This window comes from Herbaspirillum hiltneri N3 (genome assembly GCF_001267925.1).
In the GTDB taxonomy this organism is placed as follows: domain Bacteria; phylum Pseudomonadota; class Gammaproteobacteria; order Burkholderiales; family Burkholderiaceae_D; genus Herbaspirillum; species Herbaspirillum hiltneri.
Genome location: NZ_CP011409.1, coordinates 1,348,262 through 1,372,901 on the forward strand (window position 1 = coordinate 1,348,262; position 24,640 = coordinate 1,372,901).

Annotated in this window: 26 protein-coding genes; 7 read left to right on the top strand and 19 right to left on the bottom strand. The window is 62.5% G+C overall.

The features are described from left to right. Positions 1–3: 3 nt before the first annotated feature. The 3 genes from F506_RS06025 to F506_RS06035 form a co-directional block, all read right to left on the bottom strand. Complete coding sequence (locus F506_RS06025; RefSeq protein ID WP_053195791.1) at positions 4–3,084, bottom strand: ShlB/FhaC/HecB family hemolysin secretion/activation protein; 3,081 nt, start codon at positions 3,082–3,084, stop codon at positions 4–6. A 112-nt stretch (positions 3,085–3,196) separates the two neighbouring features. Beyond that, positions 3,197–4,261 carry an alpha/beta fold hydrolase gene (locus F506_RS06030; RefSeq protein WP_053201310.1) on the bottom strand — a complete coding sequence of 355 codons (1,065 nt, stop codon included), beginning with the start codon at positions 4,259–4,261 and terminating at the stop codon, positions 3,197–3,199. Positions 4,262–4,538: 277 nt separating this feature from the next. Beyond that, on the bottom strand, positions 4,539–5,483 hold the full coding sequence (locus F506_RS06035) for an AraC family transcriptional regulator (RefSeq protein ID WP_053195792.1): 945 nt from the start codon (positions 5,481–5,483) through the stop codon (positions 4,539–4,541). Positions 5,484–5,646: 163 nt separating this feature from the next. On the opposite strand from F506_RS06035, the gene F506_RS06040 reads away from it, so the two are divergent. Beyond that, positions 5,647–6,183, top strand: a complete 537-nt coding sequence (locus F506_RS06040; protein ID WP_053195793.1) for a carboxymuconolactone decarboxylase family protein — start codon at positions 5,647–5,649, stop codon at positions 6,181–6,183. Between the two features lie 72 nt (positions 6,184–6,255). Here F506_RS06040 and F506_RS06045 read toward each other — a convergent pair whose 3' ends face one another. The 5 genes from F506_RS06045 to F506_RS06065 form a co-directional block, all read right to left on the bottom strand. Further along, positions 6,256–6,750: a hypothetical protein gene (locus F506_RS06045; RefSeq protein ID WP_053195794.1), complete on the bottom strand. Its 495-nt coding sequence runs from the start codon at positions 6,748–6,750 to the stop codon at positions 6,256–6,258. A 137-nt stretch (positions 6,751–6,887) separates the two neighbouring features. Then, positions 6,888–7,331, bottom strand: a complete 444-nt coding sequence (locus tag F506_RS06050) for a DUF2325 domain-containing protein (protein ID WP_053201312.1) — start codon at positions 7,329–7,331, stop codon at positions 6,888–6,890. Positions 7,332–7,410: 79 nt separating this feature from the next. Continuing rightward, positions 7,411–8,121 (bottom strand): helix-turn-helix transcriptional regulator, encoded by a 711-nt coding sequence (locus F506_RS06055; RefSeq protein ID WP_053195795.1) that lies wholly within the window; start codon positions 8,119–8,121, stop codon positions 7,411–7,413. Between the two features lie 97 nt (positions 8,122–8,218). Continuing rightward, the gene (locus F506_RS06060) at positions 8,219–8,590 is read right to left on the bottom strand and encodes a VOC family protein (RefSeq protein WP_053195796.1); all 372 of its coding nucleotides are present in this window, start codon (positions 8,588–8,590) and stop codon (positions 8,219–8,221) included. Positions 8,591–8,708: 118 nt separating this feature from the next. Beyond that, complete coding sequence (locus F506_RS06065; protein WP_053195797.1) at positions 8,709–9,707, bottom strand: bile acid:sodium symporter family protein; 999 nt, start codon at positions 9,705–9,707, stop codon at positions 8,709–8,711. Positions 9,708–9,836: 129 nt separating this feature from the next. Between F506_RS06065 and F506_RS06070 the strand changes: the two genes are divergently transcribed. Both F506_RS06070 and F506_RS06075 read left to right on the top strand, forming a co-directional pair. Next, on the top strand, positions 9,837–10,688 hold the full coding sequence (locus tag F506_RS06070; RefSeq protein ID WP_053195798.1) for a LysR family transcriptional regulator: 852 nt from the start codon (positions 9,837–9,839) through the stop codon (positions 10,686–10,688). A 42-nt stretch (positions 10,689–10,730) separates the two neighbouring features. After that, complete coding sequence (locus tag F506_RS06075) at positions 10,731–11,183, top strand: PaaI family thioesterase (protein ID WP_053195799.1); 453 nt, start codon at positions 10,731–10,733, stop codon at positions 11,181–11,183. A 10-nt stretch (positions 11,184–11,193) separates the two neighbouring features. Here the strand turns inward: F506_RS06075 and F506_RS06080 are convergent, their stop codons facing one another. Continuing rightward, entirely contained in the window at positions 11,194–11,592 is a 399-nt protein-coding gene (locus F506_RS06080) for a hypothetical protein (RefSeq protein WP_053195800.1), read from the bottom strand. 12 nt (positions 11,593–11,604) lie between these two features. Continuing rightward, complete coding sequence (locus F506_RS06085; protein WP_053195801.1) at positions 11,605–13,230, bottom strand: DUF342 domain-containing protein; 1,626 nt, start codon at positions 13,228–13,230, stop codon at positions 11,605–11,607. Between the two features lie 140 nt (positions 13,231–13,370). Between F506_RS06085 and F506_RS06090 the strand changes: the two genes are divergently transcribed. From F506_RS06090 to F506_RS06100, 3 genes are read left to right on the top strand one after another with little or no spacing between them, the layout of a single operon-like run. Continuing rightward, positions 13,371–14,297, top strand: coding sequence for a cation diffusion facilitator family transporter (locus tag F506_RS06090; RefSeq protein WP_053195802.1), 927 nt, complete (start codon positions 13,371–13,373; stop codon positions 14,295–14,297). 9 nt (positions 14,298–14,306) lie between these two features. After that, complete coding sequence (locus tag F506_RS06095) at positions 14,307–15,545, top strand: hypothetical protein (RefSeq protein WP_053195803.1); 1,239 nt, start codon at positions 14,307–14,309, stop codon at positions 15,543–15,545. Positions 15,546–15,590: 45 nt separating this feature from the next. Beyond that, positions 15,591–16,271 carry a Vgb family protein gene (locus F506_RS06100; RefSeq protein WP_053195804.1) on the top strand — a complete coding sequence of 227 codons (681 nt, stop codon included), beginning with the start codon at positions 15,591–15,593 and terminating at the stop codon, positions 16,269–16,271. Positions 16,272–16,277: 6 nt separating this feature from the next. Here F506_RS06100 and F506_RS06105 read toward each other — a convergent pair whose 3' ends face one another. Beyond that, complete coding sequence (locus F506_RS06105) at positions 16,278–16,601, bottom strand: ArsR/SmtB family transcription factor (protein ID WP_053195805.1); 324 nt, start codon at positions 16,599–16,601, stop codon at positions 16,278–16,280. Between the two features lie 102 nt (positions 16,602–16,703). On the opposite strand from F506_RS06105, the gene F506_RS06110 reads away from it, so the two are divergent. Next, a complete protein-coding gene (locus tag F506_RS06110; protein WP_053195806.1) occupies positions 16,704–17,792 on the top strand; it encodes an NADH:flavin oxidoreductase/NADH oxidase in 1,089 nt (362 codons plus the stop codon). Between the two features lie 66 nt (positions 17,793–17,858). Here the strand turns inward: F506_RS06110 and F506_RS06115 are convergent, their stop codons facing one another. The 8 genes from F506_RS06115 to F506_RS06155 all read right to left on the bottom strand — a co-directional run bounded on the left by F506_RS06115 (position 17,859) and on the right by F506_RS06155 (position 24,581). Then, a complete protein-coding gene (locus F506_RS06115) occupies positions 17,859–18,581 on the bottom strand; it encodes a GGDEF domain-containing protein (protein WP_053195807.1) in 723 nt (240 codons plus the stop codon). Next, entirely contained in the window at positions 18,578–18,970 is a 393-nt protein-coding gene (locus F506_RS06120; RefSeq protein ID WP_053201314.1) for a DUF1987 domain-containing protein, read from the bottom strand. The genes F506_RS06115 and F506_RS06120 overlap by 4 nt, the downstream gene beginning before the upstream one ends. A gap of 75 nt (positions 18,971–19,045) precedes the next feature. Next, positions 19,046–19,606 (bottom strand): SiaB family protein kinase, encoded by a 561-nt coding sequence (locus tag F506_RS06125; RefSeq protein WP_053201316.1) that lies wholly within the window; start codon positions 19,604–19,606, stop codon positions 19,046–19,048. Positions 19,607–19,611: 5 nt separating this feature from the next. Further along, positions 19,612–20,895: a SpoIIE family protein phosphatase gene (locus F506_RS06130; protein ID WP_053195808.1), complete on the bottom strand. Its 1,284-nt coding sequence runs from the start codon at positions 20,893–20,895 to the stop codon at positions 19,612–19,614. A gap of 326 nt (positions 20,896–21,221) precedes the next feature. Then, complete coding sequence (locus F506_RS06140; protein ID WP_053195810.1) at positions 21,222–21,740, bottom strand: cytochrome b; 519 nt, start codon at positions 21,738–21,740, stop codon at positions 21,222–21,224. Between the two features lie 60 nt (positions 21,741–21,800). Continuing rightward, entirely contained in the window at positions 21,801–22,508 is a 708-nt protein-coding gene (locus tag F506_RS06145; RefSeq protein WP_053195811.1) for a VIT1/CCC1 transporter family protein, read from the bottom strand. A 215-nt stretch (positions 22,509–22,723) separates the two neighbouring features. Beyond that, on the bottom strand, positions 22,724–23,737 hold the full coding sequence (locus tag F506_RS06150; protein ID WP_053195812.1) for a TRAP transporter substrate-binding protein: 1,014 nt from the start codon (positions 23,735–23,737) through the stop codon (positions 22,724–22,726). Positions 23,738–23,783: 46 nt separating this feature from the next. Further along, complete coding sequence (locus tag F506_RS06155) at positions 23,784–24,581, bottom strand: SDR family NAD(P)-dependent oxidoreductase (RefSeq protein ID WP_053195813.1); 798 nt, start codon at positions 24,579–24,581, stop codon at positions 23,784–23,786. Positions 24,582–24,640: the final 59 nt, after the last annotated feature.

Here is a 24,640-nt window from a genome sequence, read left to right on the forward strand (position 1 = left end):
ACCTCAGAACGTGTAGTTGAAGCCCACGCCGAGGGCGCGGATAGTGGTGCCCACGCCGGCCGACAGGCCGGTAGCGCCGAGCACGCCGGAGACGGCGTAGTTGTAGTTCGCCAATGCTTCGTTGCGCAGGATCACGTACTGGCCGAAGAAACGCGTCTGCTTGCTGTACTTGTACGAGAAGCCGACCGCCTGCGAGGTCGCGCCCATGCCGTCGGTCGAGCACTTGACGTTGTTGCCGGCGCTGCTGCCACCAATCATGCTGCAGTCGCCTGCCAGCGCCTTGGCCGCGCTGGCGCGCAATTCGAGCGCGCCGATCTGATGCGAGATGCCGAGCATGTACGCGCGGCGACGGTAGTTGGACAGGTCGGTCGAGGTGGTGCTGGTATTGACCACGCCGGACTCGGAATACGACAGGTCGTCGGCGATCAGCGAGATCTTGGTCTTGCCGAAATCGTAGGCGACGCCGTAGCGGAAACTGAAGTCGCTCGACGAGGTGCCGGCGGTCACGTGCGTGCTGCTGCCGACGCCGCGGGCATCGCGGCCGAGACTGGCGATGCCGAAGTAGTTGATGTGCTGTTCGGCCGCGAACACGGCGGAGAAGCCGCCGTTCTCATACGACAGGCTGCCGCCGTAGAGATAGCCGGTGTCGACATCCGAGGCAGCCTTCATGCTGTTGTTGGAGTACGCCAGCTTGAGCTGGAAGCCATAGAGTTTCGGCGACCAGTAGCCGATCAGACCGTCCTGGCGGCGGTTGAAGGCAGCGTCGTCGTTGTTGGAATTGATGGCGTCGCCGACCGGTCCGGAGTTCTTGGTGATGCTGGTGACAAAACCGGGCGAACCGATGATGTTGTAGTGTGCGGCGCTGGTCAGGCCCTGGAACGGATCGAAGGAGGTGGTGCTCTCCTTCATCGGCGTATCCCAGCGGCCGTACATCAATGTACCGGCCGAGGGATGGTTGAACGCCACCCCGGTGTTGCGCAGATCCTGCGAGTGGGTCCAGTCGGGTACGGCTTCGGCGCTGCGGTTGGTGTAGTTCAGCGACAGGCCCATTTCGAGCTGCCACAGGAACTTCCATTGATCGTAAAGCTGGATGCCGCTGTGCGCACCGATGTAGGAGACGTTGTCGCGCACGCGCCAGAAGCCGGGCATGTTGCGGCCATTCGGCGTGGCCAGCTTGCTCTGGTCAGCGGGCGCCGCCGGGGTGGCGCCGTCGCGGCGCACATACTCCGGCACCAGGCCGAGCGAGCCGTAGATGACGAAGGCGGTTTCCGGTTCCTCGAAATCCTCGCCCTTGCCGGTGGTGTCGGAACCGAAGGCCGAGAAGGCCTGGGGCGAACCCGACACCGAGACCCAAAGACGGCGTGCGTTGCGTTGTTCGGTGCTCGGATTGACGCCGGGCGAATAGGCCGCGGCGGCGTTGAAGACCAGGTCCTTGTTGTAGATGTTGACGCCGACGCCGTAGCCCGAGCGCGACTGATGGTTTTCGCTGGAGTCCCACGGATTCTTGTTGACGGTGACGCGGCCGGCGTCGGCGAACAGGGCGGCTTCGACCACTGAGTTGCCGAGGGTTCCAAACCGCCCGATCAGCTTGCGCAGCTCGATGCGTCCCAGCACGCCTTCGTCGCCGGCGGCTTCGCCGACCGGATAGGCGCGCACGCCGTTGGGGCCGCCCAGGCTCATTTTTTCGGAAGCGTCGAGGTTTTTGTTGGCAAATTGCGCGCTGACCGCCGCCAGCAGCGAATAACCGCCGCCCAATTGCTGCAGGCGGCTGAAGGAAACATTGCTCTTGCTGTAATTGCCGGCCGCCCTGGATGTGATGGCGTCGAGCGCGGCGTCGTTGGCGGTTTCCTTGTCAAGCTGGCCGCGGCCATGGCGCAGGCTCCAGATGTTGTTGCCTTGCGCGCCGAGCAGATTGTCGCGCCAGTCGCCGTACAGCGTGGCGCTCCAGAAGCGCGCCGACTTGGCGACCGCGGTGGCCGCGGTGATGTCCTGGAAGTGGCGGAACTCGGCCGCCAGCGATAGGTTGACGTTGGCCTTGCGGCTGCGATACAGCGCATCGTTGACGAAGAAGCTGGAGACCTTGGCCGAGCCGCTGGCTTGCGCATCCTTGAGGTTCTTGCCGATGTTGTACTGCAGTTCGGCGACGCTGGCGCCGATCGACACGCCGCCGGCGCCGACCGGCATGGAGAAGCTGAGACCGGCGATGCGCAGGCCTTCGAAGGAGTTCTGGGTATTGATGCCGAAGCTCTCGCCCAGACCCAGCGCATCGTTGAGATTGATGTTGGCCGACAGGCGATTGGCGCCGGTGTAATAGTTGCCGTAGTTGTCGATCGACACGCGCGAGGTGATCGCGGTCATCTCGCTGATGCGGATCACGATGTCGGTCGCGCCGGCTTGCGCCGACGGCCGCAACACCGCGCGCACGGAGACGCCGGCCAGGTCGGACAGGCGCAGCAAGGCGCCTTCCAGTTCGCTCTCGCGGATGACCGTGCCCGGCTGGAGTTCGTCGAGGTAGCGCTGCAGCACCGCCGGATTCAGGCGCACGTTGTTGTCGGTGTCGGCGCTGACCTGGCCGATCACGCCTTCGCGCACGGCGATGGCGATCTGGCCGTCGCGAATTTCCTGCGCCGGAAGATAGGCGCGCGCAACGATATAGCCGCGTTCGCGATACAGGTTGGTGATTTTGGAGGCGGCGCGGCGCAGGCCGTTGAAATCCAGCTCGCGGCCGATGAATTCCTGCAGCTCGGCTTGCAGCCGGGCATCGTCGATGGCGCTGTTGCCGCTGAGCGTGAAGCCGATCACCTGGACATTGACGGCGGCCTGCGGCGCTGCTGTGGGTGTCGACGCATCGTCGGCGTCCTGGGTTTCCTTTTCGATCTGCACGCGGCCGCGCGGCTGTTCCTGCGTTTGCAGACGCTCGCGATCGGCCGGCGCGAGTTGCTGGCGATTGGCGTCGAAGATGCTGCCGGAACTCGGCGGCGCCGGGGTCTGCGCCTGCGCTGCCAGCGGCGCCGCTGCCAGCATGGTCATGACCTGTAGCGCCAGCATTTGCCGGCGTTGCGCGGCAAAACGTGGTTTGTTCATTTTCCCTGTCTCCTGATTTTTATCTTTGTGGCGGCTTGCTGAACCGGTTTTATTGTTGTTGTGCCGTGTTCACCGCTTCATGTGTCTTGCCTGCTGCTCAGTTTTTGAATGTTTACTTCGCCGGAAAGATTTTTTCCACGGTGATATCCGCGCCGAACAACCCGGCCGCGTCGTGGCCGACGCCCGGCACTTCGAAGTCGGGGTGGTGCACCGGGGTCTTCCATTTTTGCGCCAGGAATTGTTCGTAGCGCACGTAGTTGTCATGCCGCTCGACGCGCGTGGCGCCTTGCAGGCGTGCACCGCAGGCCTTGTCGAGGAAGCGGTGGTTGGGGTTGTTGTCCTTGCTGCCCACCATGTAGGTGACGTCGCGCGCGGCGTAGCGTTTGAACAGCTGTTCGCCGCTGACTTTACCGTCGGCGCCAAGACCGTAGGGGATCATTTCGCCGAGGCCGTAGCGGTAGTTGTCGTAACCGGGACAGAGGATGCCGCCGGCCGGTGCGAAGCCGTTGTCGGCGGGGCGATTGTTGTCGAAGTAGAGATACGACGAGGGGCTGGAGATCACGTAACGCACCTTGATGCCGGCCTGTTTCAGTTTTTCGTCGCTGTTGTTCAGCACGGCATAGCGCTGCATCAGCTGGCCGCCGGCCGAGTGGCCGATGAAGACGATTTCTTTCAGCGCAGGGAAGCGGCCCGAGCCCAGGTAGGCGGCGATGTCGTCGAATACGCGGAACGAGCTGACGCCGGTTTTGCCATGGGTGGAATCCTGGCCCTGCATCCAGTTGTCGCCGCGCCACAAGGCCATCTTGTTGTCGGACAGGGCATCGCCTTCGGTCAGGAAGTTGGGCGTGAGCAGCAAGGTCTGCGCCGGATCGAGCCGGGCCTTGCGCAGGAATGCGAGGCCGGTTTCAAAGTAACGGTCGCCGTCGCGCTTGACGCCGTGTTCGAGGATGACGGCGCGCGTGATGGAATCGTTGTCCTGCGCCAGTGAATTATTGGCGTAGATCGCGAAAGCGTATTGCTGCGCGCCGGCGCCGAGCGTGACGATTTGTGGCGGGCCGGCTTCTTCCGTCGTTTTTTTTGCGTGAGCCACGGACGGCAGCAATAGTGAAAACGACAGCGCCGACGACATGGCGGCAGCCAGCAATGCGGTATTCCAGATTTTTGCGCCAACAGCCATGGTCAACTTCCCTTGCATCTGAACGGAGCGGAACGGCAGGGACTGCGGCTGACGGCTTACAGCGCGGGCGGGAGGCTGGCGCGGCGCAGGGCTTGAGATGCTGCGCGGTTACGGTCTCCTGCTCATGCCGCCGGTGATCGGCGCTTCATCCATCCCTGAGCATGCTTGTTCTTCTTTTGGCTCGATTATAGGAGTCGTGTTTGGCTATGTAAAATATCTCGATTTATATATTTCAATACTAAAAAAGTATGAAGTTGTACGGGACTTCCATCCGCGTTCAGTCGGGACGCGCCTGCCTGCGGTGCTGGCCCGGACCGATGCCGAAATGGCGCTTGAAGATGCGGTTGAACGAGGCTTCCGACTGATAGCCGACCGCTTCGGCGACGGCGGCCACGGTCTGCTGGCGACCGGCCAGCAGTTGCGCGGCCTGCGCCATGCGGGTGCGCGTGAGGACCTCGCCGGGTGTGGCGCCGGCCGCTGCGCGGAACAGCCGGGCAAAGGTCGTGCGCGACAGGTGGCAGGCGTTGGCCAGCTGATCCAGCGACCAGGCCCGGCCCGGTTCGGCGAGCATGCTGTGCAGTGCGCGTTGCAGTCGCGGCGAGGCCAGCAGCGTGAACAGCCCCGGCGTTGCCGCCGTGTCCTGTTGTTCCAGCCAGGCGCGCATCAGCAGTGCGAACAGCGCCGACGACAATTGCGTCACCACCGCATGGGCGCCGGGGCGGGCCGGGTCGGCTTCGGTCTCGACCTGCAGCATCGTCATGAGCGCGCGCAGCCCGGCGAAGTCGGCGCGTCCGGTGGTGCGCACCAGCAGTGTGGGCGGCAGCGAGGGCAGCAGCGCGGCAGCGGCGACGGGGTCGAAATTGAACTGGCCGCAGAGGATGTCGGTGGCTGCGCCGGCGCCGCCATTTTCCACCCGCACCAGCAAATCGTCGCTGCCGGCGGCGACTTTCCGCAGGGCCGATTTGCCGCGTCCGGCGTGCAGCGTGTGCGCGCTGCCGTGCGGAAACACCACGATGTCGCCGGCCTGCAGCGCCACGCCGCGTTCGCCGTTGGCTTCCATCAGGGCGTCGCCGGACAGCAGCATGTGGTAGCGCACCACGCCGGGCGGCGAGGCCGGTTCCGGCAATTGCCACGGCGCGCCGAAATGGCAGCGGATGTCGAGCGTGGTGCGCACGGGATAGAGCTGCAGCAGGCGGCTCAGGGTGTCGGTGGCGTCATTCATGGAGGGTAAACACGATTGGTACGATTGATCAATTTATTGGCATATTTTGCCATTAAAAATTCCATTCCGGATCCCTATACTGATTTCCATACCGCGCTCGATTGCAAAGGCAGCAGAACCGGTTGGGAACACTCTCCATTGACTCTTACTGAAAGGAAGCATCATGCCCCGTCTCCATACCCAGGACATCTCCGGCTACACCGGCCAGGCCGCACAACTGTTCACCGCCATCAAAAGCGCGATCGGCAAGGTCCCCAACGCTTACGCCGACATCGGCGTCAACAGCGCGGTGGCGCTGGAATCCATGCTCGGCCTCGACGCCTCGCTGCGCAAGAGCTCGCTCAAGGGCAAGCAGATCGAAGCCATCAAGCTGGCGGTCAGCGAAGCGGCCGAGTGCGACTACTGTCTCGCTGCGCACTCGCTGATGGCCAAGAAGCTCGGCCTGTCGGCAGAAGCCGTGATCGGCCTGCGGCGCGCCGAAGCGTCCGGCGACGCGCAACTGGATGCGCTGACCGCATTCGTGCGTGAACTGGTGACCACCCGCGGCACCGTGCCGGCGGCATCCGTCGAAGCGGTCAAGGCGGCCGGCTACAGCGATGCGCAGATCGTCGACACGTTGCTGGCGGTGACGGCGATCACGTTCACCAATCTGTTCAATCGCGTCAACGACACGGTGGTGGATTTTCCGGCTGCGGATTGACCGCTTACTGCCGCTGCAGGAAAGGAAACGGCCTCGCGATGAGGCCGTTTTTTCGTTCTGCTTGCGCGGACGCTATTGCTTGCCCGGCACCAGGTATTTGGATTTGGCGCAGTAGATCTTGGCCTTGGTGTCGGCGTAGGCGATCACGCTGCCGGCCTGCGACTGGCGCAACGAATACTTGCCGGCGTCGTCGAGCGTATAACGGATGCCGACGCTCTTGGTGATGGCGTCGGACAGCGCCTGCGGCGTGCCGTTGACCACGGCGCCGATGAAGTCGGCAGGGCTGCTGCTGTCGTTGACCAGAATGTCGGTGATTTCCATGCCCCAGATATTGCTGCCGGCGGCCTTGAACCAGTAGGCGCCGCCTTCGGTCTTGTAGGGTTTGCCGAAGGCTTCGAAGAGGTAATCGTAGAAATATTTGCTGTTGAGCTGGTTGAGGCACAACAGCGCGTTGCCGACTTCAATGCCGAAGGTTGCTGCGGGTGCGGCGTTGGCGACGCCGTTCATGCCTGCAAGGCCCGGCGCCAGCAGCGCGCAGGCAAGCGCGATGCGATGGATGATGTTCAAACAGACTCCTTGGTGCGCGTGGCGTCGCTGGTGATGCGTCGACGCCATCGAATGATCGAAACGGTAATGGTGCGTTGCGCAGATTGTAGGGGGCTTTTGGTTTTTTTGCTAACCGGGTTGGCGGGAACGTAAGCGGATCAGGCGTGGCGTCCCGATTTGAGCACGGTCTCGCCGCGTTGCGAAGACAACAACTTGCCGCTCAGGCTGCCGAGTCCATCGATGAAGGAGGCGATGCCGGTGCCCTTGACCATCACGCAGGGCTTGCCCTGTTTCTTGCACAGCTGTTTGACCAGCTGGTAAGCGTTGTGGCTGATGTTGCCGGAGGCGCACAGCACCATGTCGGCGCCGGTGAGCATCGGCTGCAGGCGGTGCAGGCTGTCTTCGCGGCCGCCGTCGTGATGGATGAACTTGCCGTGGCGTTCCTCGATGGCGACGCGGTAATGATTGCGCGCGCCGGTCAGTCCGCCGACGCACAAGACACAGCGGTCGGCCAGGCTGAAAGCCGTGGCGGCCGCTATGGCAGATGTCGTGGATGTCACAGATACGGAAGCGGGATGGTTCTTGCTGGTCGCGCGATGCATGGAGACCTCGGCCATGATTGTCATGACTTGCAGACTAAACCGAAGCCGCGCCGGCGCGAACGAAGAAATCGGCATCTGCTTATGCGGAATCCTGATACCGATGTGGAGGCTGATCCTTGCGCACGGCGCGCACGAAGTCGGCCAGGCGCTTGCCGCTTTCATCCGGATAAGCATGCGCCGGCGTCATTGCGCGCACGCGGTCGAGACGGAACGAGCGGAAGTCGCCGCGGGTTTCGCACCACGCGGCGATCGACCAGCCGCCGCCCCAGAAGTACAGCGCCAGCGGCCAGATGATGCGCTGCGTGGCCTGGCCGCGGGCGTCGACGTAGTCGAGCCGCAGCGTGCAACGCTTGCCGATGGCCTGGCGGATTTCTTCCAGCCGTTCGCCGTGCGCCTGATCGATGTGGAAGCTGGGCGCGAACAGCGCGGTGTTTTCGACGAAATCGCGTTTGTCCTTCGGCAGCGCCAGCACGATCTTGGCCAGCGACGCCGCGGCCGATGCCGCCAGTTGCGGTCCGCCCCAGGCCTGCACCATGCGCATGCCGATCACCAGTGCGTCGATCTCGTCAGGCGAAAACATGAGCGGAGGGAGATCGAAAGCGCTCTTGTTGATGCGATAGCCGACACCTGCCTCGCCCTGCACCGGCACACCCGACAGCGACAGGTCGCGGATGTCGCGATACACGGTGCGCTCGGACACCGACAGCCATTCGGCCAGTTGGCGCGCCGTCGTGAGACGGCGCCCGCGCAGGTATTGGGTGATCTGGAACAGGCGGTCGGCTCGGCGCATGGTTTTTGGCAACATGGGGAATGGCTGTCATTCTGGCACGAGTCGCGAGCGCCGCCCACCACGATCTTTCGACGGCGGCGGGCATGATCGTCTGCGCTTATTTCATCGCGTGCAGAGCGACGCGATTGCCTTCGGTGTCGATGAAGTGGGCGATGTAGCCGAGCTGCTTTGGCAGTTCCAGCTTGTCGAGTACCACCTTGCCGCCGGCCGGCGCGATGCGGTCAATGGCTTGCTGGATCGATGCGCCGGCGTCGAGGTAAACCAGCACGCCGTCGGTGCTCGCCTTGAAGGCCTGGGTTTCGGTCAGGCAGCCGCAGCTTTCCTCGGCGGCGTTGTGGAAGATCGCCATCGGCGCCGAGTCGAAATCGGTTTCGATGCGCAGCTTGGCATTGAATACGGCTTCGTAGAACTTGGCCGCGCGCGCCAGGTTGGTGACGGGGATTTCGAACCAGTTGATTTGCGTTGTCATGATGTCTTCCTTTTTCTTGGTTGAGAGAGGTATGCCGGAGGGCATGGAAGACATCATGATCCAGGGCTCCTGACACCATCCTGTCAGGAGCCTTGCTTCAGGCAAGCGCGGTTTACTGTCAGACGGCGGCTTGCGCCTTGCCGTCGGCGGCGGCAAGTTCGGCATCCTGCCGTTCCGCGTAGCGCCGCGCCAGCAGCGCGCACAGCATCAGCTGCATCTGGTGGAACACCATGATCGGCAGCAGCACGACGCCGACGCCGCTGCTGCTGAACAGTACCGACGCCATCGGGATGCCCGAAGCCAGCGATTTTTTCGAGCCGCAGAACACCAGCACGATCTCATCGCCGCGCGCAAAGCCCAGTGCGCGGCTGCCGAAGGTGGTCAGCGTCAGCACGCCGCCGAGCAGGATGGCGTTGACCAGCACCAGCAGCGCCAGCTGTTGCGGCGGGAACAGATGCCACACGCCTTGCGCCACCGCCACGCTGAATGCCGCATACACCGCCAGCAGGATGCCGCCGCGATCGACCACCGCCAGCAGGCCTTTCTTGCGCAGCACCCAGTCGCCGATCCAGGGGCGCAGCACATTGCCCAGCACGAATGGCAGCAGCAGTTGCAGCAGGATGCCGCTGACTTGCTGCAGGCCGCCGCCGTCGTGATGGCGATGCAGCAGAAGCGTCACCAGGATGGGCGTGAAGACGATGCCCAGCAGGTTCGATGCGGTGGCGCCGCAGATCGCCGCCGGCACGTTGCCGCGTGCAATCGAGGTGAAGGCGATCGAGGATTGCACGGTCGACGACAGCGTGCAGACGAACAGCACACCCAGCCACAGTTCCGGCGTCAGCAAGCCGGGGAACAAGGCCTGCAGCGTCAGCCCGAGCAGCGGGAAAAGCACGAAGGTGCAGGCCAGCGTCAGCAGGTGCAGGCGCGGCTGCCGGAAGCCGGACAAGGCCGCTTCGCGCGACAGCCGGGCGCCGTGCAGGAAGAACAGCAGCGCGATGGCAGTGTTGCTGGCCAGGTGCATGAAGTCCTCGAAGCGGCCGGTGGCCGGCAGCAGCGTGGCGAGCAGGACGGCGCCGAGCAGCATCCAGGTAAAGGTGTCGGGCAGGTAGCGTTTCATGATGGCAAGCGAGAAAGAAGGCAAAGCAGCCTTTGCCACATGATAGGAAAAAGAACTATCATCGGGAACCCCTTTAATCGTGTGAACTGTCATCGGATATGCCGATAAGCAGTTGCGTCAGGAGCGCCCATGTTCAATCCTGTCTGGCTCAAGACCTTTACCACCGTGGCCGCTTCCAGCAGCTTCAGCGAGGCCGGGCGGCGGCTCGGGCTGACGCAATCGAGCGTGAGCGACCACATCCGCCGCCTCGAGGACAGCAGCGGCCGGCGCCTGTTCGTGCGTGACACGCATTCGCTGGCGCTGACAGTGGACGGCGAAAGCCTGCTGGTGCACGCACGCCTGATCCTCGAAGCGCATGCGCGCGCCGAGGCGCAGTTCACCGCACCGAGGTTGCGCGGCCGGGTGCGCTTCGGTACTTCGGACGATCTGGCCATGGGGCCCTTGCCGGACATGCTGGCGGCGTTTCGCAACAAGCATCCCGAGGTCGAGCTGGAAATCACCATCGGACTCACCGGCGAGCTGTACCAGCGCCTCGACAACGGCGAGCTCGACCTGATCGTCGGCAAGCGCCGTCCCGGCGAACACCGCGGGCAGGCCATGTTCCGCGTGCCGCTGGTGTGGCTGGCGCGGCCGGAAACCGTGGTCGACCTGGCGCAACCGCTGCCGCTGATCCTGCTGCCCGAGCCGAGCGTGACGCGCGCGGCGATCCTCACCGCGCTGGGTGCCGCAGGCAGCCACTGGCGCGTCGTCTGCACCAGCGGCAGCCACGCCGGCTGCATGGCGGCGGCGCGCGGCGGCCTCGGACTGACGGTGCTGCCACAGCACATGGCCTCACGCGAACTGAGCCTGCCGGTCAATCATGCCAGCCTGCCGGCGTTTCCCGATGTCGAATACGTGGCGCTGACCGCCGGGCGCCTGAGCCGTCCGGCCGAGACGCTGTTCCAGATCCTGATGGCGAGCGAACTGCATGCGTCCAGGTGAAAAACTGGGTTAGCATCGATGCATAAAAACGAAGGAGACAAAATGACGGTAACCACAGGCAAGCCAGTGCACGCAGCGGATGCGGACATGATTCGCCGCATCGAAGAGAGTTTTTCGCGGCAGGGGGCGCTGCATACCATCGGCGCGCGGCTGCACAGCATCACGCCGGGGCAGGTGGAAATCCGCCTCGATTTCCAGCCCGGGCTGGGTCAGCAGAACGGCTTCCTGCACGCCGGCATGAGCACCACGATCGCCGACACTGCGGGCGGCTATGCAGCGATGAGCCTGTTCGATGCCGGCGAAGAAGTATTGACCACGGAACTCAAGCTGAATCTGCTGGCGCCGGCGCAGGGGGAGTATTTCATCGGCCGCGGCAGGGTGGTCAAGAGCGGCAGGACGCTGACCATTTGCCAGATCGAAGTGGAAGCGGTGCGCGACGGCAAAGAAACACTGTGTGCCTACGGCATCATCACGGCGATGCGGATGAGGGCTTAGGGCCTAGGGCCTAAGCACTGGCCTCGCTCACCAGCTCCGGCCGATTCAGCGCACGGATGCGGCGGTCGACGAAATAGCCGCCGGCTTCGGTATAGCGCAGATAGCAGCGGCCGCAGACGGTGCAGGTCGCGATATTGCAGCGGTTGTACGGGAAGTGCCGCAGCGCCACCGGCGCGTCGGCGGAGTCGTAGCGCGTGCCGTGCGGGTGATATTCGGCAAAGCCGGGCTCGTCGTAGGGATCGAGGTACAGCGTGCCGACGTCCTCCAGTTGCGATTCAGGGAAGGACAGCGGCGTGCTGGTCCATGCTGCAAGTGCCGCTTCGTTGCAGGCGCAGGCGACCGTCACGGCCGCGCTGCGTTCGGCCAGAGCGCGCAAGCCGGCGCCGTCCAGCACGGGTAAATCAGCCATCGCTTGCTTCCCTTATTTGCCGCCGAAGGAAATCTTGCCGCCCTGCAGCTGCGCAGTGCCGCCGCCGAGGTCGCTGAGCACTTGCCAGACCTGCTTGGCGATGCGCATTTCCACGCCTTCGTAGACGGTCTTGACGGCGACGATGCGCGCCGATTCGGCGGCGACCAGGTCTTCCTTCATCGCGTTTTGCTCGGCCACCAGGTCCTTGACCTCTTGCGCCAGCAGCTTGCGATTGAGCTCGGCTTCTTCGCCGGCGCCATTGCGGGCCTTTTCGGGATTCTGCTTGTAGTGGGCGAGCTGCTTGATGACGCGGTTGAGGTCGTCGAGCTTGCGCTGGAACTCCTGTTCCTTGGCGCGCAGCTTTTCTTCCAGATAAGGATCGAGGCCCACCTGGATCTTGGTGGTGGCGGCGCTCGACGAGCCGAACGCCACCGCCTTGATCAGCATCGTGGCCTGGGCGCGGCCGCCGATGATCTGGCCCAGTTTTGGATTGGTCTTGCCGACCAGGATCTCGTTGCCGGCCAGCATTTCACATTGGCGTGCATTGCCGGCCAGCATGATGCTGTCGCCTGCTTCGATGTGCGCGCTTTCGGCGAACAGCGCCTGCACGCTGCCTTCGGCCTTGACCTTGGCGACGATGGAGGCCATGCCGGGCTGGGTTTCGGCGTGACCGATGATGCCGCCCTTGACGGTGATGTTGCCGCCGGCAATGATCTCGGCCGCTTCCACGGTGCCGCCGACGAAAACATCGCCGGACACGCGCAGGCGCATGCCGGTCTTGACGTCGCCCTTGATCTTGACCGTGCCGGAAAACTCGACGTTGCCGGTGCTCAGGTCGACGTCTTCGATCTCGACGATAGGGTTGATCTTGACGCCGTTGGTGATGAGTTGCGGCTGGCCGGCGATGGCGGCGACCAGCAGGTCGGGATCATCCTTGGAGGGTTCGGCGCCGACACAATCCTTGTTGAAACCGAGATCGGGAACCGGCAGCGCCGGCACCACCTGGCCCTTGATGTTGACGCCATTGACGCCCGGCACCGGCGGTGTGCGTCGCATCAGCGGATCGCCGACGTTGATCAGCAGCAAGTGGCCGAGGTCGGCGTAATGCACCACGGCATCGTCATCGATTTCGGAGAGTTCTTCTTCCTTCTGGTCGAGCAGGGCTTCGAAGCGTGCGTGTTCGCCCTGCACCGGATCTTCGCCGCGTGCGATCAGCAGCTTGGAACAGTGGCCGGTGGCGAGTGCGCCGCGCAGCTTTTCGTGCAGGATGCCCTGTGTGATGCCCTGGGCGCGGATTTCATTGACGACTTCGACGGCGCGTGCGCGTCCGCCTTGCGGCGGCACCAGCGTCAGATACGCTTCCATGAGATCGTCGGAGATTTCGATCAGGAACTCGCCGTCGCGCCGTTCGCCGATTTTTTGCGAATGCGCTTCCTTGGCGCCGGCGATCTTGGCGGCGAAATCGCCGAGGGCTGCTTCATCGATGTACAGCTTGGTGAAGCCGCCGTCGGCGAGCGTTTGTTTCAGAATCACGAGATTGGGGACTTGAACACCCGCAACTGGGGTGAATGCAGCGACCAGTTCTCCGCTGACTCTGTCGAAGTTGAACGACAGCGATTGCGGGCTTGTTTGTTCCATGTTATTTCTCGGAAGTCCTTGTGCAAAGCTCATCGGCAGGATTCCCGGTTCCTTTAGGTTGATTGTTATGTGGCAAGATGATCCTGTAAATTGCCGTTAAGTACAAGGGTTGTTTAGGCTCAAAAGCGCGAATTGTCAATATGTTAATTATCGAAAAAAATGAGGCCGATAGCACCGACCAGCGCTATCTCGCGGGGCGTCAGAGCACTCTTGTCAGCATCGTCGTCAACGTTGTCCTGACCACGCTGCAGATTGTCACTGGACTGTTTTCCGGTTCCCAGGCGCTGGTTGCCGACGGCGTGCACTCGCTGTCGGACCTGGTGGCCGATTTCGTCGTGCTGTTCGCCGCGCGCCAGAGTCGCAACCCGGCCGACGCCGATCACCAGTACGGGCATCAGCGATTCGAGACCGCGGCGGCGCTGGCGCTGGGCGGCGCGCTGCTGGCGGTGGGCATCGGCATGCTGGTGTCGGCGTTCTTCAAGCTGCAGGCGCCCAGTGTGCCGCAGGTGCACCTGGCGGCGTTGTGGGTGGCGCTGGCGACGCTGGCCAGCAAGGAAGTGCTGTTCCGCTACATGCTGGGCGTTGCCGAGCGCGTGCGTTCCAGCATGCTGGTGGCGAATGCCTGGCATGCACGTTCGGACGCGGTGTCGTCGCTGGTGGTGGCGCTCGGCATCGCCGGCAATCTGCTCGGTTTCCCCTTGCTCGATCCGATCGCGGCGCTGATCGTCGGTCTCATGATCGTGCGCACCGGCGCGGTGTTTTTCTGGCGCGCACTGAACGACCTGATGGACAAGGCCGTGTCGGAAGAAGAGTCGCAGGCGATCCGCCGCACGCTGCTGGAAACGCCCGGCGTGTTCGGCTTGCATGACCTGCGCACGCGCAAGATGGGCGACCTCACCATCGTCGACGTGCATCTCGAGCTGGACGGCGAACAGACCGTCACGCAAGGCCACGCCATCGCCGCGCTGGCACGCCGGCGCGTGATGGAACAGCATCACGTGCTCGACGTCATGACCCACGTCGATCCGGTGCAGCCAGGCGCCGTTCCTGACCCTGACGTGGGCTAGCCGCCGCGCATGGATTCACTGATTGCCGCCTCCGCGCGGGCGCTCGCCGCCGGCGACGCGCTCGGCGCCCTCAAGCGTGTCGCCTTGCGCGACGATCCGCCGGCGCTGGCCTTGCGCGGCATCGCCATGGCCCAGCTCGGCGAACATCCACGCGCACGAGAACTGTTGCGCCGCGCCGCGCGCGGTTTCGGCGTGCATGAAGAACTGGCGCGCGCCCGTTGCATTGTTGCCGAAGCCGAAGTGGCGCTGGCCGTGCGCGACATCGACAGTTCGCCGCGCGCATTGGCGGCGGCCACGGTTGCGCTGGACGCCCACGGCGATCGCGCCAATGCCTTGCAGGCGCGTCTCATCGCAGTACGCCGCCTGGTGTTGCTGGGCCGTCTCGATCAGGCCGATGCGGCGCTGGTGCGGCTCGATGCGCGCGGTCTGCCGCCTGCGCTGGCGGCGGTGGCTGCGTTGACGGCAGCGGAACTGGCCTTGCGCTCGCTGCATATCGAAGCTGCCAAAGCGGCGCTGGCGCGCGCACACGATGCAGCGACGCACGCAGGCGTACCTGCGCTGCTGGCGGAGGTGGCCGAAGCGCGATCCGCACTCGATCGTCCTGCGGCCCGGCGCGTTTCCGCCGACCGCGAACAAACCTTGCGGCTGGATGAAGTGGCGGCATTGCTGGCTTCGGACGCGCTGGTGATCGACGCTTGCCGCCGCAGGGTGGGGGCGGGATCGGCATGGAAACCGCTGGCGCGCCGGGCGGTGCTGTTCGCGCTCGCGCGCACCCTGGCCGAAGCCTGGCCCGGCGACGTCAGTCGCGAAACCTTGATCGCCCGCGTCTTCAACACGCGCCGTCCGGACGACTCGCATCGTGCGCGCTTGCGCGTCGAGATCGGCCGCCTGCGTGCGCTGGTCGCGACCTTGGCGCACATCGACGCCACTCCGCGCGGCTTCGTTATCAAGCCGCAGGGAGAGCGGGAAGTGGTCGTACTGGAGCCGCCCATCGCCGGCGGCCAGGCCGCGTTGCTGGCACTGCTGGCCGATGGTGAAGCATGGTCGACGTCATCGCTGGCGCTGGCGCTCGGCGCCAGTCAGCGGACCGTGCAGCGTGCGCTTGCCGGACTGGAAGCCGCGGGCCATGCACGCGCCATCGGGCAGGCGCGCACGCGCCGCTGGTTGTCGACGCCGCTGGCGAGTGGCATGGAGGCCACGACTATCACGACAATCTTGTTACTCCCTGCTGCGTTGGCGATGGAATAAAGTTGTCTTGCGGCGCCGATTCCGGCGCATCAACAGGAGACCGCAATGACCAGCGACACCAATCTGAAAACCAAACCTGAAGCGGCGGTGCATGCAGCTGACATCGTGCGCGAGTACGGTCCCTTTCCCGGCGCCGAACGCGTGCACGGCGTCACCTGGGACGGCAGCAATGTCTGGGCTGCCACCGGCGCCAGCCTGATCGCTTTCGATCCCGCCAGCGGCGCCCCCACGCGCACGCTGGAGCGCGCTTGCGACGCCGGTACCGCCTTTGACGGCACCTATCTGTACCAGATCGCCGAGCGCTATATCGACAAGATCGATCCCGCCAGCGGTAAGGTACTGGCATCTATCCCGACGCCCGGCAACGGCTTCGATTCCGGCCTGGCCTGGGCCGAAGGCAGTTTGTGGGTGGGACAGTATCGCGACCGCAAGATCCATCAGATCGATCCGGCGACCGGCAAGCTGATCCGCAGCATCGATTCCAACCGCTTCGTCACCGGCGTGACCTGGGTCGACGGCGAGCTGTGGCACGGCACCTGGGAGGGAGAGGAAAGCGAACTGCGCCGTATTGATCCGGCCAGCGGTGCCGTCCTTGAGCGACTGGCGATGCCGCGCGACACAGCCGTCAGCGGACTTGAATCGGACGGCGCGGACTTGTTCTATTGCGGTGGTGGCGCCAGCGGCAAGGTGCGCGCCGTGCGGCGTCCGAAGAGCGCACGCGCCTGAGATGAGTTAGGCCGCGTTGCCGGCGGCCGGCGGATGCTGCGCCAGGATTGCCGTCAGCAATCCCGGAAAACGGCTGTCGATATCGGCGCGGCGCAGCGTGTTCATGTGGCTGGTGCCGGTATTTTCGGTGCGGACCAGGCCGGCTTCGCGCAATACCTTGAAATGATGCGATACGGTCGATTTCGGGCGACCGCCGTCCAGTTCGCCGCAAGTCGCCGCTTCCACGCGCGCCAGATGCCGCACGATGTCCAGGCGGATGGAGTCGCTCAGGGCGTACAGCACGCGTTCAAGGGCCAGCTCGCTGGCGGCAGGGTGTTTGTAGGGACGCATGCAGACATGATACACCTCGGGGTATAATTGTTCCATTGTTCGTATATATTCGAAATAACGAACAAAATCAGTCCATGCCACCCGTTATCCATAAGGTTTCACATGTCCGCATTGTTCCAACCCTTCAAACTCAAAGACGTTACCCTGCGCAACCGCATCGCGGTGCCGCCGATGTGTCAGTACTCCGCCATCGACGGCAAGGTCAACGACTGGCATCTGTCGCATTACGCCAGCATGGCGCGCGGCGGCGCCGGCCTGGTGATCGTCGAAGCGACCGGCGTGGCGCCGGAAGGCCGCATCACTCCGGGTTGCACCGGCATCTGGTCGGACGAACTGGCGCAAGCCTTCGCGCCCATCGTGCGGGAAATCAAGGCGGCCGGTGCCGTGCCGGGCATCCAGATCGGCCACGCCGGCCGCAAGGCCAGCGCCAACCGCCCATGGGAAGGCGACGACCATATCGCGGCGGACGACGCCCGCGGCTGGGACACCATCGCACCGTCGGCGATCGCCTACGGCAAGGATCTGGGCAAGGTGCCGCGCGCCATGACGCTGGACGACATCGCCCGCGTGCGCCAGAACTTCGTCGATGCCGCGATCCGTGCGCGCGACGTCGGTTTCGAATGGCTGGAACTGCATTTCTCGCATGGCTACCTGGCGCAGACTTTCTTCTCGGCGCACTCGAACCAGCGCGACGACATGTATGGCGGCAGCGTTGAAAACCGCAGCCGTTTCCTGCTCGAAACCCTGCGCGCCGTGCGCGAAGTGTGGCCGGAAAACCTGCCGCTGACCGTGCGTTTCGGCGTGCTCGAATACGATGGCCGCGATGAACAGACGCTGGCCGAGTCGATCGGCCTGGTGCGCGAATTCAAGGCTTCCGGCATGGACATGATCAGTGTCACGATGGGTTTCACCATTCCTGAGACATCGATTCCGTGGGGCCCGGCGTTCCTCGCGCCGGTTGTCGAACGCGTGCGCCGCGAAGCGGGCGTGCCGGTGTCATCGGCCTGGGGTTTTGGTACGCCGGAGATTGCCGAGCGCGTGATCAGGGAGCAGCAGCTCGACCTCGTCATGGTCGGCCGCGCACATCTGGCCAATCCGCACTGGGCGTATTTCGCTGCGAAGGAACTGGGCGTGGAACGCGCGTCGTGGACCTTGCCGGCGCCTTACGCACATTGGCTCGAGCGCTATTGATCATCGACTGACATTGACTGATGGGGCCGGCGCGCTGCAGCGCTGGTCGTGCGCCTTCCGGACGTATCAGGCGAGCGCCGGGCCGTCGCGCTCGACGCGATTGCGTCCGCCGTGCTTGGCCTGGTACAGCGCCGCGTCAGCGCGCGCGTAGGCATCTTCAAAGTCGCTGCCGGCCTGGCTCCAGGAAACGCCGAAACTGGCCGTCACGGCACGCGACGGCAGGCAGGAAAACAATTCTCCCGCAATCGCCAGCCGTACTTTCTCTGCCAGCTGCACCGCTTCATCGAGCGAGACATTGCGCAGCAACACCGTAAATTCCTCACCGCCGACCCGGCCGATTTCTCCCTTGCCGTCGAGCGATTTGCGCAGGCGGTTCACCAGTTCGCGGATTACGACGTCGCCGGCGGGATGGCCGAATTCGTCGTTGATGCGCTTGAAGAAATCGATGTCCAGCACGATCAGCGACAGCGACGAATCCTCAAGGAAGCGATGCGCCAGATCGAACACCGCGCCGCGATTCAGTGCGCCGGTGAGGTTGTCGTGCCTGGCCTTGTAATCGAGCTCGTCGCTCAGTTGCCGGAGGCGCGAATTAAGCAGGTTGAGCTCGCGCTCGGTGCGGTCGCTGCGCGCAATCAGGCGGCGGCTTTCGCGCATCAGCTGGCCGTAACCCTGCACCAGGTCCCTGAGCGCGACGCGATAGTCGTCGGCGCCGGCGGCATCGCTGGCCAATACGTCATTAGCGTTGGCCAATACCGCAGTCTCGGCTTCAAACAAGTCGATGTCGGTCATAGGCTTTTCACCGCATGGTCGTTGAACACCAGATCGGGAAAGTCTTCCCTCAACTCCTGGCCGAACTCGAAGATGGTGTCGTCATCTTCGTCGTGGTACCAGTTGAGCACCACTTCGGTGCCGCTCTTCGCCTTGTCGTTGAGCGCGCCGAACAGCGAAAACAGCATCTTGGTGCTGGAGCTGTTGAAGTAGGCCAGTGCGACGTTGACGGCCACCGGTGCGGTGTCGCCATCCTCAGCCAGGAAACGGCGCAGTGCGACGATGATGTCCCCCCAGAATTGCGCCGCGTTTTCCGGATAGGATTCGCCCTTCAGCGAGAGTCGCCGTTCGTCGAAACGAAAATCAACTTCGGGGGAACTCGGGCTTGCCGCTATAAATAAATTGTCCATATGCTCATTCTTGATAGGCAGACAGGCGGTGGCGCCCGTCATTGTTTTTCGTTTTCTGATCTGTCCTGCACATCCTCAGATGGTCGCCCGCAAATAGAACATCGACATGCCGTTGTCGGTCGCCGGCGACAGTTCAAACTCCAGCGGTGCGCTGGCGTCGCGCGCCATCGTCAGGAATCCCAGTCCCGCGCCCTTGCTGTCGGCGGGCGTTTCGGCGCGCAGCGTTTCCTTGTACTCGAGTTTGATCTCCTCGATGGTCAGCGAACGCAGGTGCTCCAGCTTCTCACGTAATTTTTCGGCGACATCGGCATTGACCGGGTTGGCGCAGTGCAGGTAATAGCGTCCGTCGGTCAGCGAAATGAACACCGCGCCATGCCGCATGGAGGCCTCGCTGTTGCCTTCCTTCTCGTACGAATCCGCCGAATAGTGCACGATGTTCTGCGCCATCTCGATGAAGGAGGAAAACAGCTTGCGCCGCGTCTGCGCCACCGCGCCGGCATGCTCGACGCGCAGTTTGACCGCGTCGGCCATGGCCGCAATGATGGTCTGCGAAAAATAACCGACGTAATAAAAGATGACGTCGCGTCGCTCGACGTAACTGTGGAAATCATCCCATTGCCGCTGAATGTCGTTCATGTCGTTCATGCCGTTCTGCTGCTTGATTGAGTATTGATGAAGGATCCGCCCACGCGGAAACCGAAAAAGGTCAGGTCGTCGCGGCGACGCTGCTGGCCTTGGTAGATACGCTGTTGTTCCATGATTTTCTTGCCGGCATCTGCCATCGGAAAATCGCGCTGTTCCAGCAAGGCCTTGCGCAGGCGCTGTTTGCCGAAGGCGATATTTTTTGGGCCGCCGATCTGGTCGATGATGCCGTCGGTGGCGATCATGACAATGGCGCCGTCGCTCAGCTGCACCTCGCGGTTGCTCCATTGCATGTCGTCGGGCGTGTCGACGTAGCCCAGTCCGGTGCGCTCGCCGTCGAGCGTTTGCACGGCGTCTTCGCCGGGCTGCAGCGTGAACAGGGGCATTTTGGCGTTGGCGCAGGTGAGCCGCTGCGAAACCGCATCGAACCAGAAAAAGCAGGCGTCCATGCCGTCGTCGGATTCGGACAACTGCGTCGCGGCAGCGTGCTGTCCCAGCACCTGCTTCATGCCGCGGTTGACTTCGCCCATGACCAACGCGGGATCGCGCGGGCCGTGCTGCTCCAGCGCCTGCTTGATGGCCGATGAGGCGATCAGCGTGAGGAACGCGCCTGGTACACCGTGGCCGGTGCAATCCGCGACCGCGGCGAACCAGCCGTCGGGGAAACACTCGAGATGATAGAAATCGCCGCCGACCACGTCGCGCGGTTCCCACACCAGGCAGGCGTCGCCAATGGCTTGCGCCATCGCCGCGCGCGATGCGCTCAGCATGGCGCGCTGGATCACGCTGGCGTAGTCGATGCTCTGCATCACCTGGCGATTTTTTTCGGCCTGCAAGTCGACCAGCATGCGCATCAGTTCGAGGCCGGAACCGAGACCGGCGAACTTGCCGCCGTCGACGATGAGGAAACCGTCGGCCAGCGTCTTGTCGCCCGAGGCGACTGCCAGCGCGCCGAGCGTCTCGATCGGCGTATCGGCTTCGACAATCAGCGGATCCTTGTCCATGAACGCGATGCAGCTCTTTTTTTCATAGAGTTCGCGGTGATACGGCTTGGACATCTGCGACATGAAGATATTGCGGCTGATGAGTCCGATCGGGTGTTCGTTCTCGAGCACCGGCAGGCTCACCAGTTCGCGGTGGCGGCCGAAGACTTCCAGCACCGTGGCGTTGTTCTCGTCGAACGTGATGACCGGTACCTCGACCGCCAAGGCGTCGGCCGTCGGCTGCAGCAGGTGGCGGCCCATCATCGGCGCAAGGCTGAAATCGGGGTGGGGCTGGTTCATATGCTGGATAGGCGATCAATAAGCGGGCGGGCCAGGCGGACATGTTGTTTAACATGCAATTTTAATGAACTTGTATGACAACGATATGACGTTCGCGCATGCGGAACCGGCCGCGAACGGCTGGCAGGGCATTGGTGGCGCTGGGGAAGCGAAGGGGGAAGAAATGTGGTGCCGGTATGTTTCCCGACCGCCGGCTCCGGTAGGTGCAATGCAAATTGCGCTTGGTGTGGATTGTAGGGAGTGATTTTGACGGGAGTGTGACCGCAAAGGCGTGCAGGTGGATTCCTCTATGATCGTCGACAGAGTCGATTGCGCTGGCGAAACTTTCAGAATTTCATGCGCTGAAAGATCTGATCGCGGTGGATGAAGTGATGCCAAAGTGCGCCGGCGACGTGCAGGCCGACCAGGTAATAAACGGTATTGCCAATCAGCTCGTGGATATCTTGCAAGGTATCCGACAGAGCGGGATCCTGGCCGATTACATGCGGTAACGCCAGACTGAAGAACATGACATCTTTGCCCTCTGCCTGCGTAAACAGGATGCCCGTGACCGGGAGTGCGAACATCACCAGATAGAGCAGGAGATGAACTATGCCGGCGGCGCGTGTTTGCCATGCCGGAGCGTCAAGTGCGGGCGGAACGCCAAACCGCCATCGCGCGGCCAGGCGAAACAGCACGAACAAAAAGACCAGCTGGCCCGCCATCATGTGCACTGTCTTGAGCGTTGCCCGTAGCGGCGTGCCTTTGGGAACTTCACCGCGAAGTTCGATCGCCGCCAAGGCGACAACAAACAATAGAAAGATGATCCAGTGCAGAAATACGGAGGCAGGATGATATTTTTTCATGGTCGGGAACGATCTGATCGAAGAGTGAAACGCATCTCGCAAATTAACTACTAACAGGCCCTAGATTGCAGCGCCAAACAAACTTCCTATGCCGGCCGTCACGGCCATCGCGAGCGAACTCCAGGCGGTAACCCGAACCACGCCGTTAAATACCCTCGCTCCCCCCGTCTTTGCCGCCACACCACCAAGAAAGGCGAGCGAACACAATGCGGAAATCACGATGGATGGAATCAGCATCCCGGTGGGGACCAGCAATACCACTGCCAGCGGCAACGAAGCTCCTGCAGCAAAGCTCAGCGCCGATACCAGCGCCGCCTGCAAGGGGTTTGCCATCGTCATTTCCGAGATTCCCAGTTCGTCGCGTGCATGCGCACCGAGTGCATCATGCGCCATGAGTTTTTCCGACACGAGGCTGGCCATCTGATGGTCGAGTCCTCGCCGCATGTAAATGGCGGTCAGTTCGCGATGTTCGCCATGGAAATCGGTCGCCAGCTCGGTACGCTCCTGTTCCAGCGCAGCCTTTTCGCTATCCGCTTGTGAATGTACCGAGATGTATTCACCGGTTGCCATCGACATCGCTCCGGCGACCATGCCTGCAATGCCTGTCAGCACGATGCTTTCATGGGCTGCATGTGCCACGGCTACGCCAAGCAACAGGCTGGCGGTGGAGACAATGCCATCATTGGCGCCAAGCACCGCAGCGCGGAGCCACCCTATCGCGTCAATGCGATGCCGTTCGGAGTGATGCCGGGAGAGAACGTGGCTCATGCAGCTTGAGACAAATGGTGGAGTAACCTGCCATTCTAGTAAGTGGGCCGAAAAATAGCCATCAGGGATGAACTGAATTGTTGTAAGACGTATTCTTGTTTCTGAGCGTGCTGGTGTGCCGAGTAAGCCCAGACGGCGCCTGACAATGATGGTCAGGCGCCGTCGTATCAAGAACTGGCAACGCTACGATGTACCCCTCGTCCTCTATAAAAAACTCAGGTAAGTTTGCCGACCGCAGACTCCAGATGCGCCCACGCCTCCTCCCCGAATTTGGTTTTCCATTCCTTGTAAAATCCACCTTGCTGCAAGGCCTGACGGAAACGGTCTGTTGATGGCTTGGAGAACGTCAGTCCTTTTGAGGCTAATTTTTGCTGTAAATCGGCGGCTAGTTTTTCGCTGTCAGTGCGCTGACTAACACCGGCGGCATTAAAGTTGCGAGATACAATTTCCTGAAGCGGCAGCGGCAAGGCCGCAAAGGATTTTTTGTTTGCGAGCAGCCAGTAACCATCCCAGGCATGACTGGTCATCGCACAGTATTTTTGTACTTCGTAGAGTTTTGCGGTGTCGATAATCGGGAAGGGATTTTCCTGCCCATCCACGATTCTTGTCTGCAATGCGCTGTACAGCTCGTTGAAATTGATCGGCGTGGGCGCAGCCTTGAGCGATTTGAAAATCGACAGCAACAGCGGGCTGACAGGAACGCGAATCTTCATGCTCACCAGATCCTCCGGCGCGCCGATAGGCTTGTTGGATGTGATGTGCCTGAAGCCGTTGTCCCACACCTTGTCGAAGACGTGCAAATTGGTTTTTTCGATATGGTTGCGAATGTATTGCCCCAGATCGCCGTCCATGGCTTTCCAGACTGATGGATAGTCGCGGAAGGCAAATCCCACGCTGTTGAGAGACGCCATCGGCACCAGATTGGCCAACACGACGCCCGGCAAGGTCAGAAATTCCAGGCTGCCCGAGCGAACCTGACTGAGCAGATCGGTATCCGAACCAAGCTGGCCGTTGGGAAAAACCCGGATGTCAACCTTGCCGTTGGTCTCTGCCTTGATTTTTTCTGTCGCTTCGTTGAGTCGGACATAGATCGGATGGGTGACCGGAACATTGGTAGCGACCTTGTAGTTGAATACCGTGGTTTGTGCCCGGACAACGTTAGCGCCTGCAGCAAGCAAGCCGACTGCCGAAGCGGTGGCTTTTAAAGCGGTGCGACGAGTCATTTTCATTTTTTGTCTCCAGATAATAGTTTTGATACAGCGGACGGAACCGCTGTTATACGCAGCGGGCAGTTAGTCCTCCATCGACGACAATGCTGGTGCCGTTCACATAGCGTGCTTCCTCCGAGGCGAGGTAGAGTGCTGCGTAAGCGGTGTCCCAGGCGTCGCCCATTTTTCCTGTCGGGGAAAGCTTGTCGCGCTGCTCGATCATGGAGTCCACGTTTCCGCCATAGGTTTTTGCGAGCGGTTCACGGATCAGCGGCGTGTTCATCAATCCGGGCAGGACGCAGTTGGCGCGAACGCCCTGAGCGGCATATTGCACGGCGATGTTGGTGGTCATGCTGATCAGCGCAGCTTTGGCGGCGCTGTAGGCCACGTAAGGAAATCCGATCCAGCGGACGCCTGCGATCGACCCGATATTGACAATGGCGCCGCTATTGCGTGCAGTCATATAAGGCAGCACGTGTTTGCAGGCCAGAAACACGCTGGTCTGATTGACCGCAATAACGCGGTTCCAGCTTTCTTCCGAAGTTTCGACGGGGCCGCCAGTTTCGACGATACCTACATTGTTGTGCAGAACGTCGATCTGACCGTATTGTTCAACGCACGCTGCCGCCATGTCGCGCAAGTCCTCGCTGCTGACGACATCGGCCCTGAAGGACGAGCATTCGCCGCCTTCAGCGCGGATGATCGACTCGGTCTCTTGTGCGGCTTCGAGACGAAAGTCCACGGCAAATACCTTGGCGCCTTCGCGCGCATAAAGCGCTGCGGCCGCTTTTCCGTTCCCCCAGCCTGGGCCCGACGATCCGGCGCCGACCACGATAACGGTCTTTCCTTTCATGCGTTCCGACATGACATCCTCAATGATTCAATGATTGTTAGGTTTGCGGCAGCCACGTAGAGCGGAGGAGC

Excerpts from the sequence above, each read along its gene's own strand:
- F506_RS06025 (WP_053195791.1), bottom strand. The coding sequence starts at position 3,084 with ATGAACAAACCACGTTTTGCCGCGCAACGCCGGCAAATGCTGGCGCTA.
- F506_RS06030 (WP_053201310.1), bottom strand. The coding sequence starts at position 4,261 with ATGGCTGTTGGCGCAAAAATCTGGAATACCGCATTGCTGGCTGCCGCC.
- F506_RS06035 (WP_053195792.1), bottom strand. The coding sequence starts at position 5,483 with ATGAATGACGCCACCGACACCCTGAGCCGCCTGCTGCAGCTCTATCCC.
- F506_RS06040 (WP_053195793.1), top strand. The coding sequence starts at position 5,647 with ATGCCCCGTCTCCATACCCAGGACATCTCCGGCTACACCGGCCAGGCC.
- F506_RS06050 (WP_053201312.1), bottom strand. The coding sequence starts at position 7,331 with ATGCATCGCGCGACCAGCAAGAACCATCCCGCTTCCGTATCTGTGACA.
- F506_RS06055 (WP_053195795.1), bottom strand. The coding sequence starts at position 8,121 with ATGCGCCGAGCCGACCGCCTGTTCCAGATCACCCAATACCTGCGCGGG.
- F506_RS06060 (WP_053195796.1), bottom strand. The coding sequence starts at position 8,590 with ATGACAACGCAAATCAACTGGTTCGAAATCCCCGTCACCAACCTGGCG.
- F506_RS06065 (WP_053195797.1), bottom strand. The coding sequence starts at position 9,707 with ATGAAACGCTACCTGCCCGACACCTTTACCTGGATGCTGCTCGGCGCC.
- F506_RS06070 (WP_053195798.1), top strand. The coding sequence starts at position 9,837 with ATGTTCAATCCTGTCTGGCTCAAGACCTTTACCACCGTGGCCGCTTCC.
- F506_RS06075 (WP_053195799.1), top strand. The coding sequence starts at position 10,731 with ATGACGGTAACCACAGGCAAGCCAGTGCACGCAGCGGATGCGGACATG.
- F506_RS06080 (WP_053195800.1), bottom strand. The coding sequence starts at position 11,592 with ATGGCTGATTTACCCGTGCTGGACGGCGCCGGCTTGCGCGCTCTGGCC.
- F506_RS06085 (WP_053195801.1), bottom strand. The coding sequence starts at position 13,230 with ATGGAACAAACAAGCCCGCAATCGCTGTCGTTCAACTTCGACAGAGTC.
- F506_RS06090 (WP_053195802.1), top strand. The coding sequence starts at position 13,371 with ATGTTAATTATCGAAAAAAATGAGGCCGATAGCACCGACCAGCGCTAT.
- F506_RS06095 (WP_053195803.1), top strand. The coding sequence starts at position 14,307 with ATGGATTCACTGATTGCCGCCTCCGCGCGGGCGCTCGCCGCCGGCGAC.
- F506_RS06100 (WP_053195804.1), top strand. The coding sequence starts at position 15,591 with ATGACCAGCGACACCAATCTGAAAACCAAACCTGAAGCGGCGGTGCAT.
- F506_RS06105 (WP_053195805.1), bottom strand. The coding sequence starts at position 16,601 with ATGCGTCCCTACAAACACCCTGCCGCCAGCGAGCTGGCCCTTGAACGC.
- F506_RS06110 (WP_053195806.1), top strand. The coding sequence starts at position 16,704 with ATGTCCGCATTGTTCCAACCCTTCAAACTCAAAGACGTTACCCTGCGC.
- F506_RS06115 (WP_053195807.1), bottom strand. The coding sequence starts at position 18,581 with ATGACCGACATCGACTTGTTTGAAGCCGAGACTGCGGTATTGGCCAAC.
- F506_RS06120 (WP_053201314.1), bottom strand. The coding sequence starts at position 18,970 with ATGGACAATTTATTTATAGCGGCAAGCCCGAGTTCCCCCGAAGTTGAT.
- F506_RS06125 (WP_053201316.1), bottom strand. The coding sequence starts at position 19,606 with ATGAACGACATTCAGCGGCAATGGGATGATTTCCACAGTTACGTCGAG.
- F506_RS06130 (WP_053195808.1), bottom strand. The coding sequence starts at position 20,895 with ATGAACCAGCCCCACCCCGATTTCAGCCTTGCGCCGATGATGGGCCGC.
- F506_RS06140 (WP_053195810.1), bottom strand. The coding sequence starts at position 21,740 with ATGAAAAAATATCATCCTGCCTCCGTATTTCTGCACTGGATCATCTTT.
- F506_RS06145 (WP_053195811.1), bottom strand. The coding sequence starts at position 22,508 with ATGAGCCACGTTCTCTCCCGGCATCACTCCGAACGGCATCGCATTGAC.
- F506_RS06150 (WP_053195812.1), bottom strand. The coding sequence starts at position 23,737 with ATGAAAATGACTCGTCGCACCGCTTTAAAAGCCACCGCTTCGGCAGTC.
- F506_RS06155 (WP_053195813.1), bottom strand. The coding sequence starts at position 24,581 with ATGTCGGAACGCATGAAAGGAAAGACCGTTATCGTGGTCGGCGCCGGA.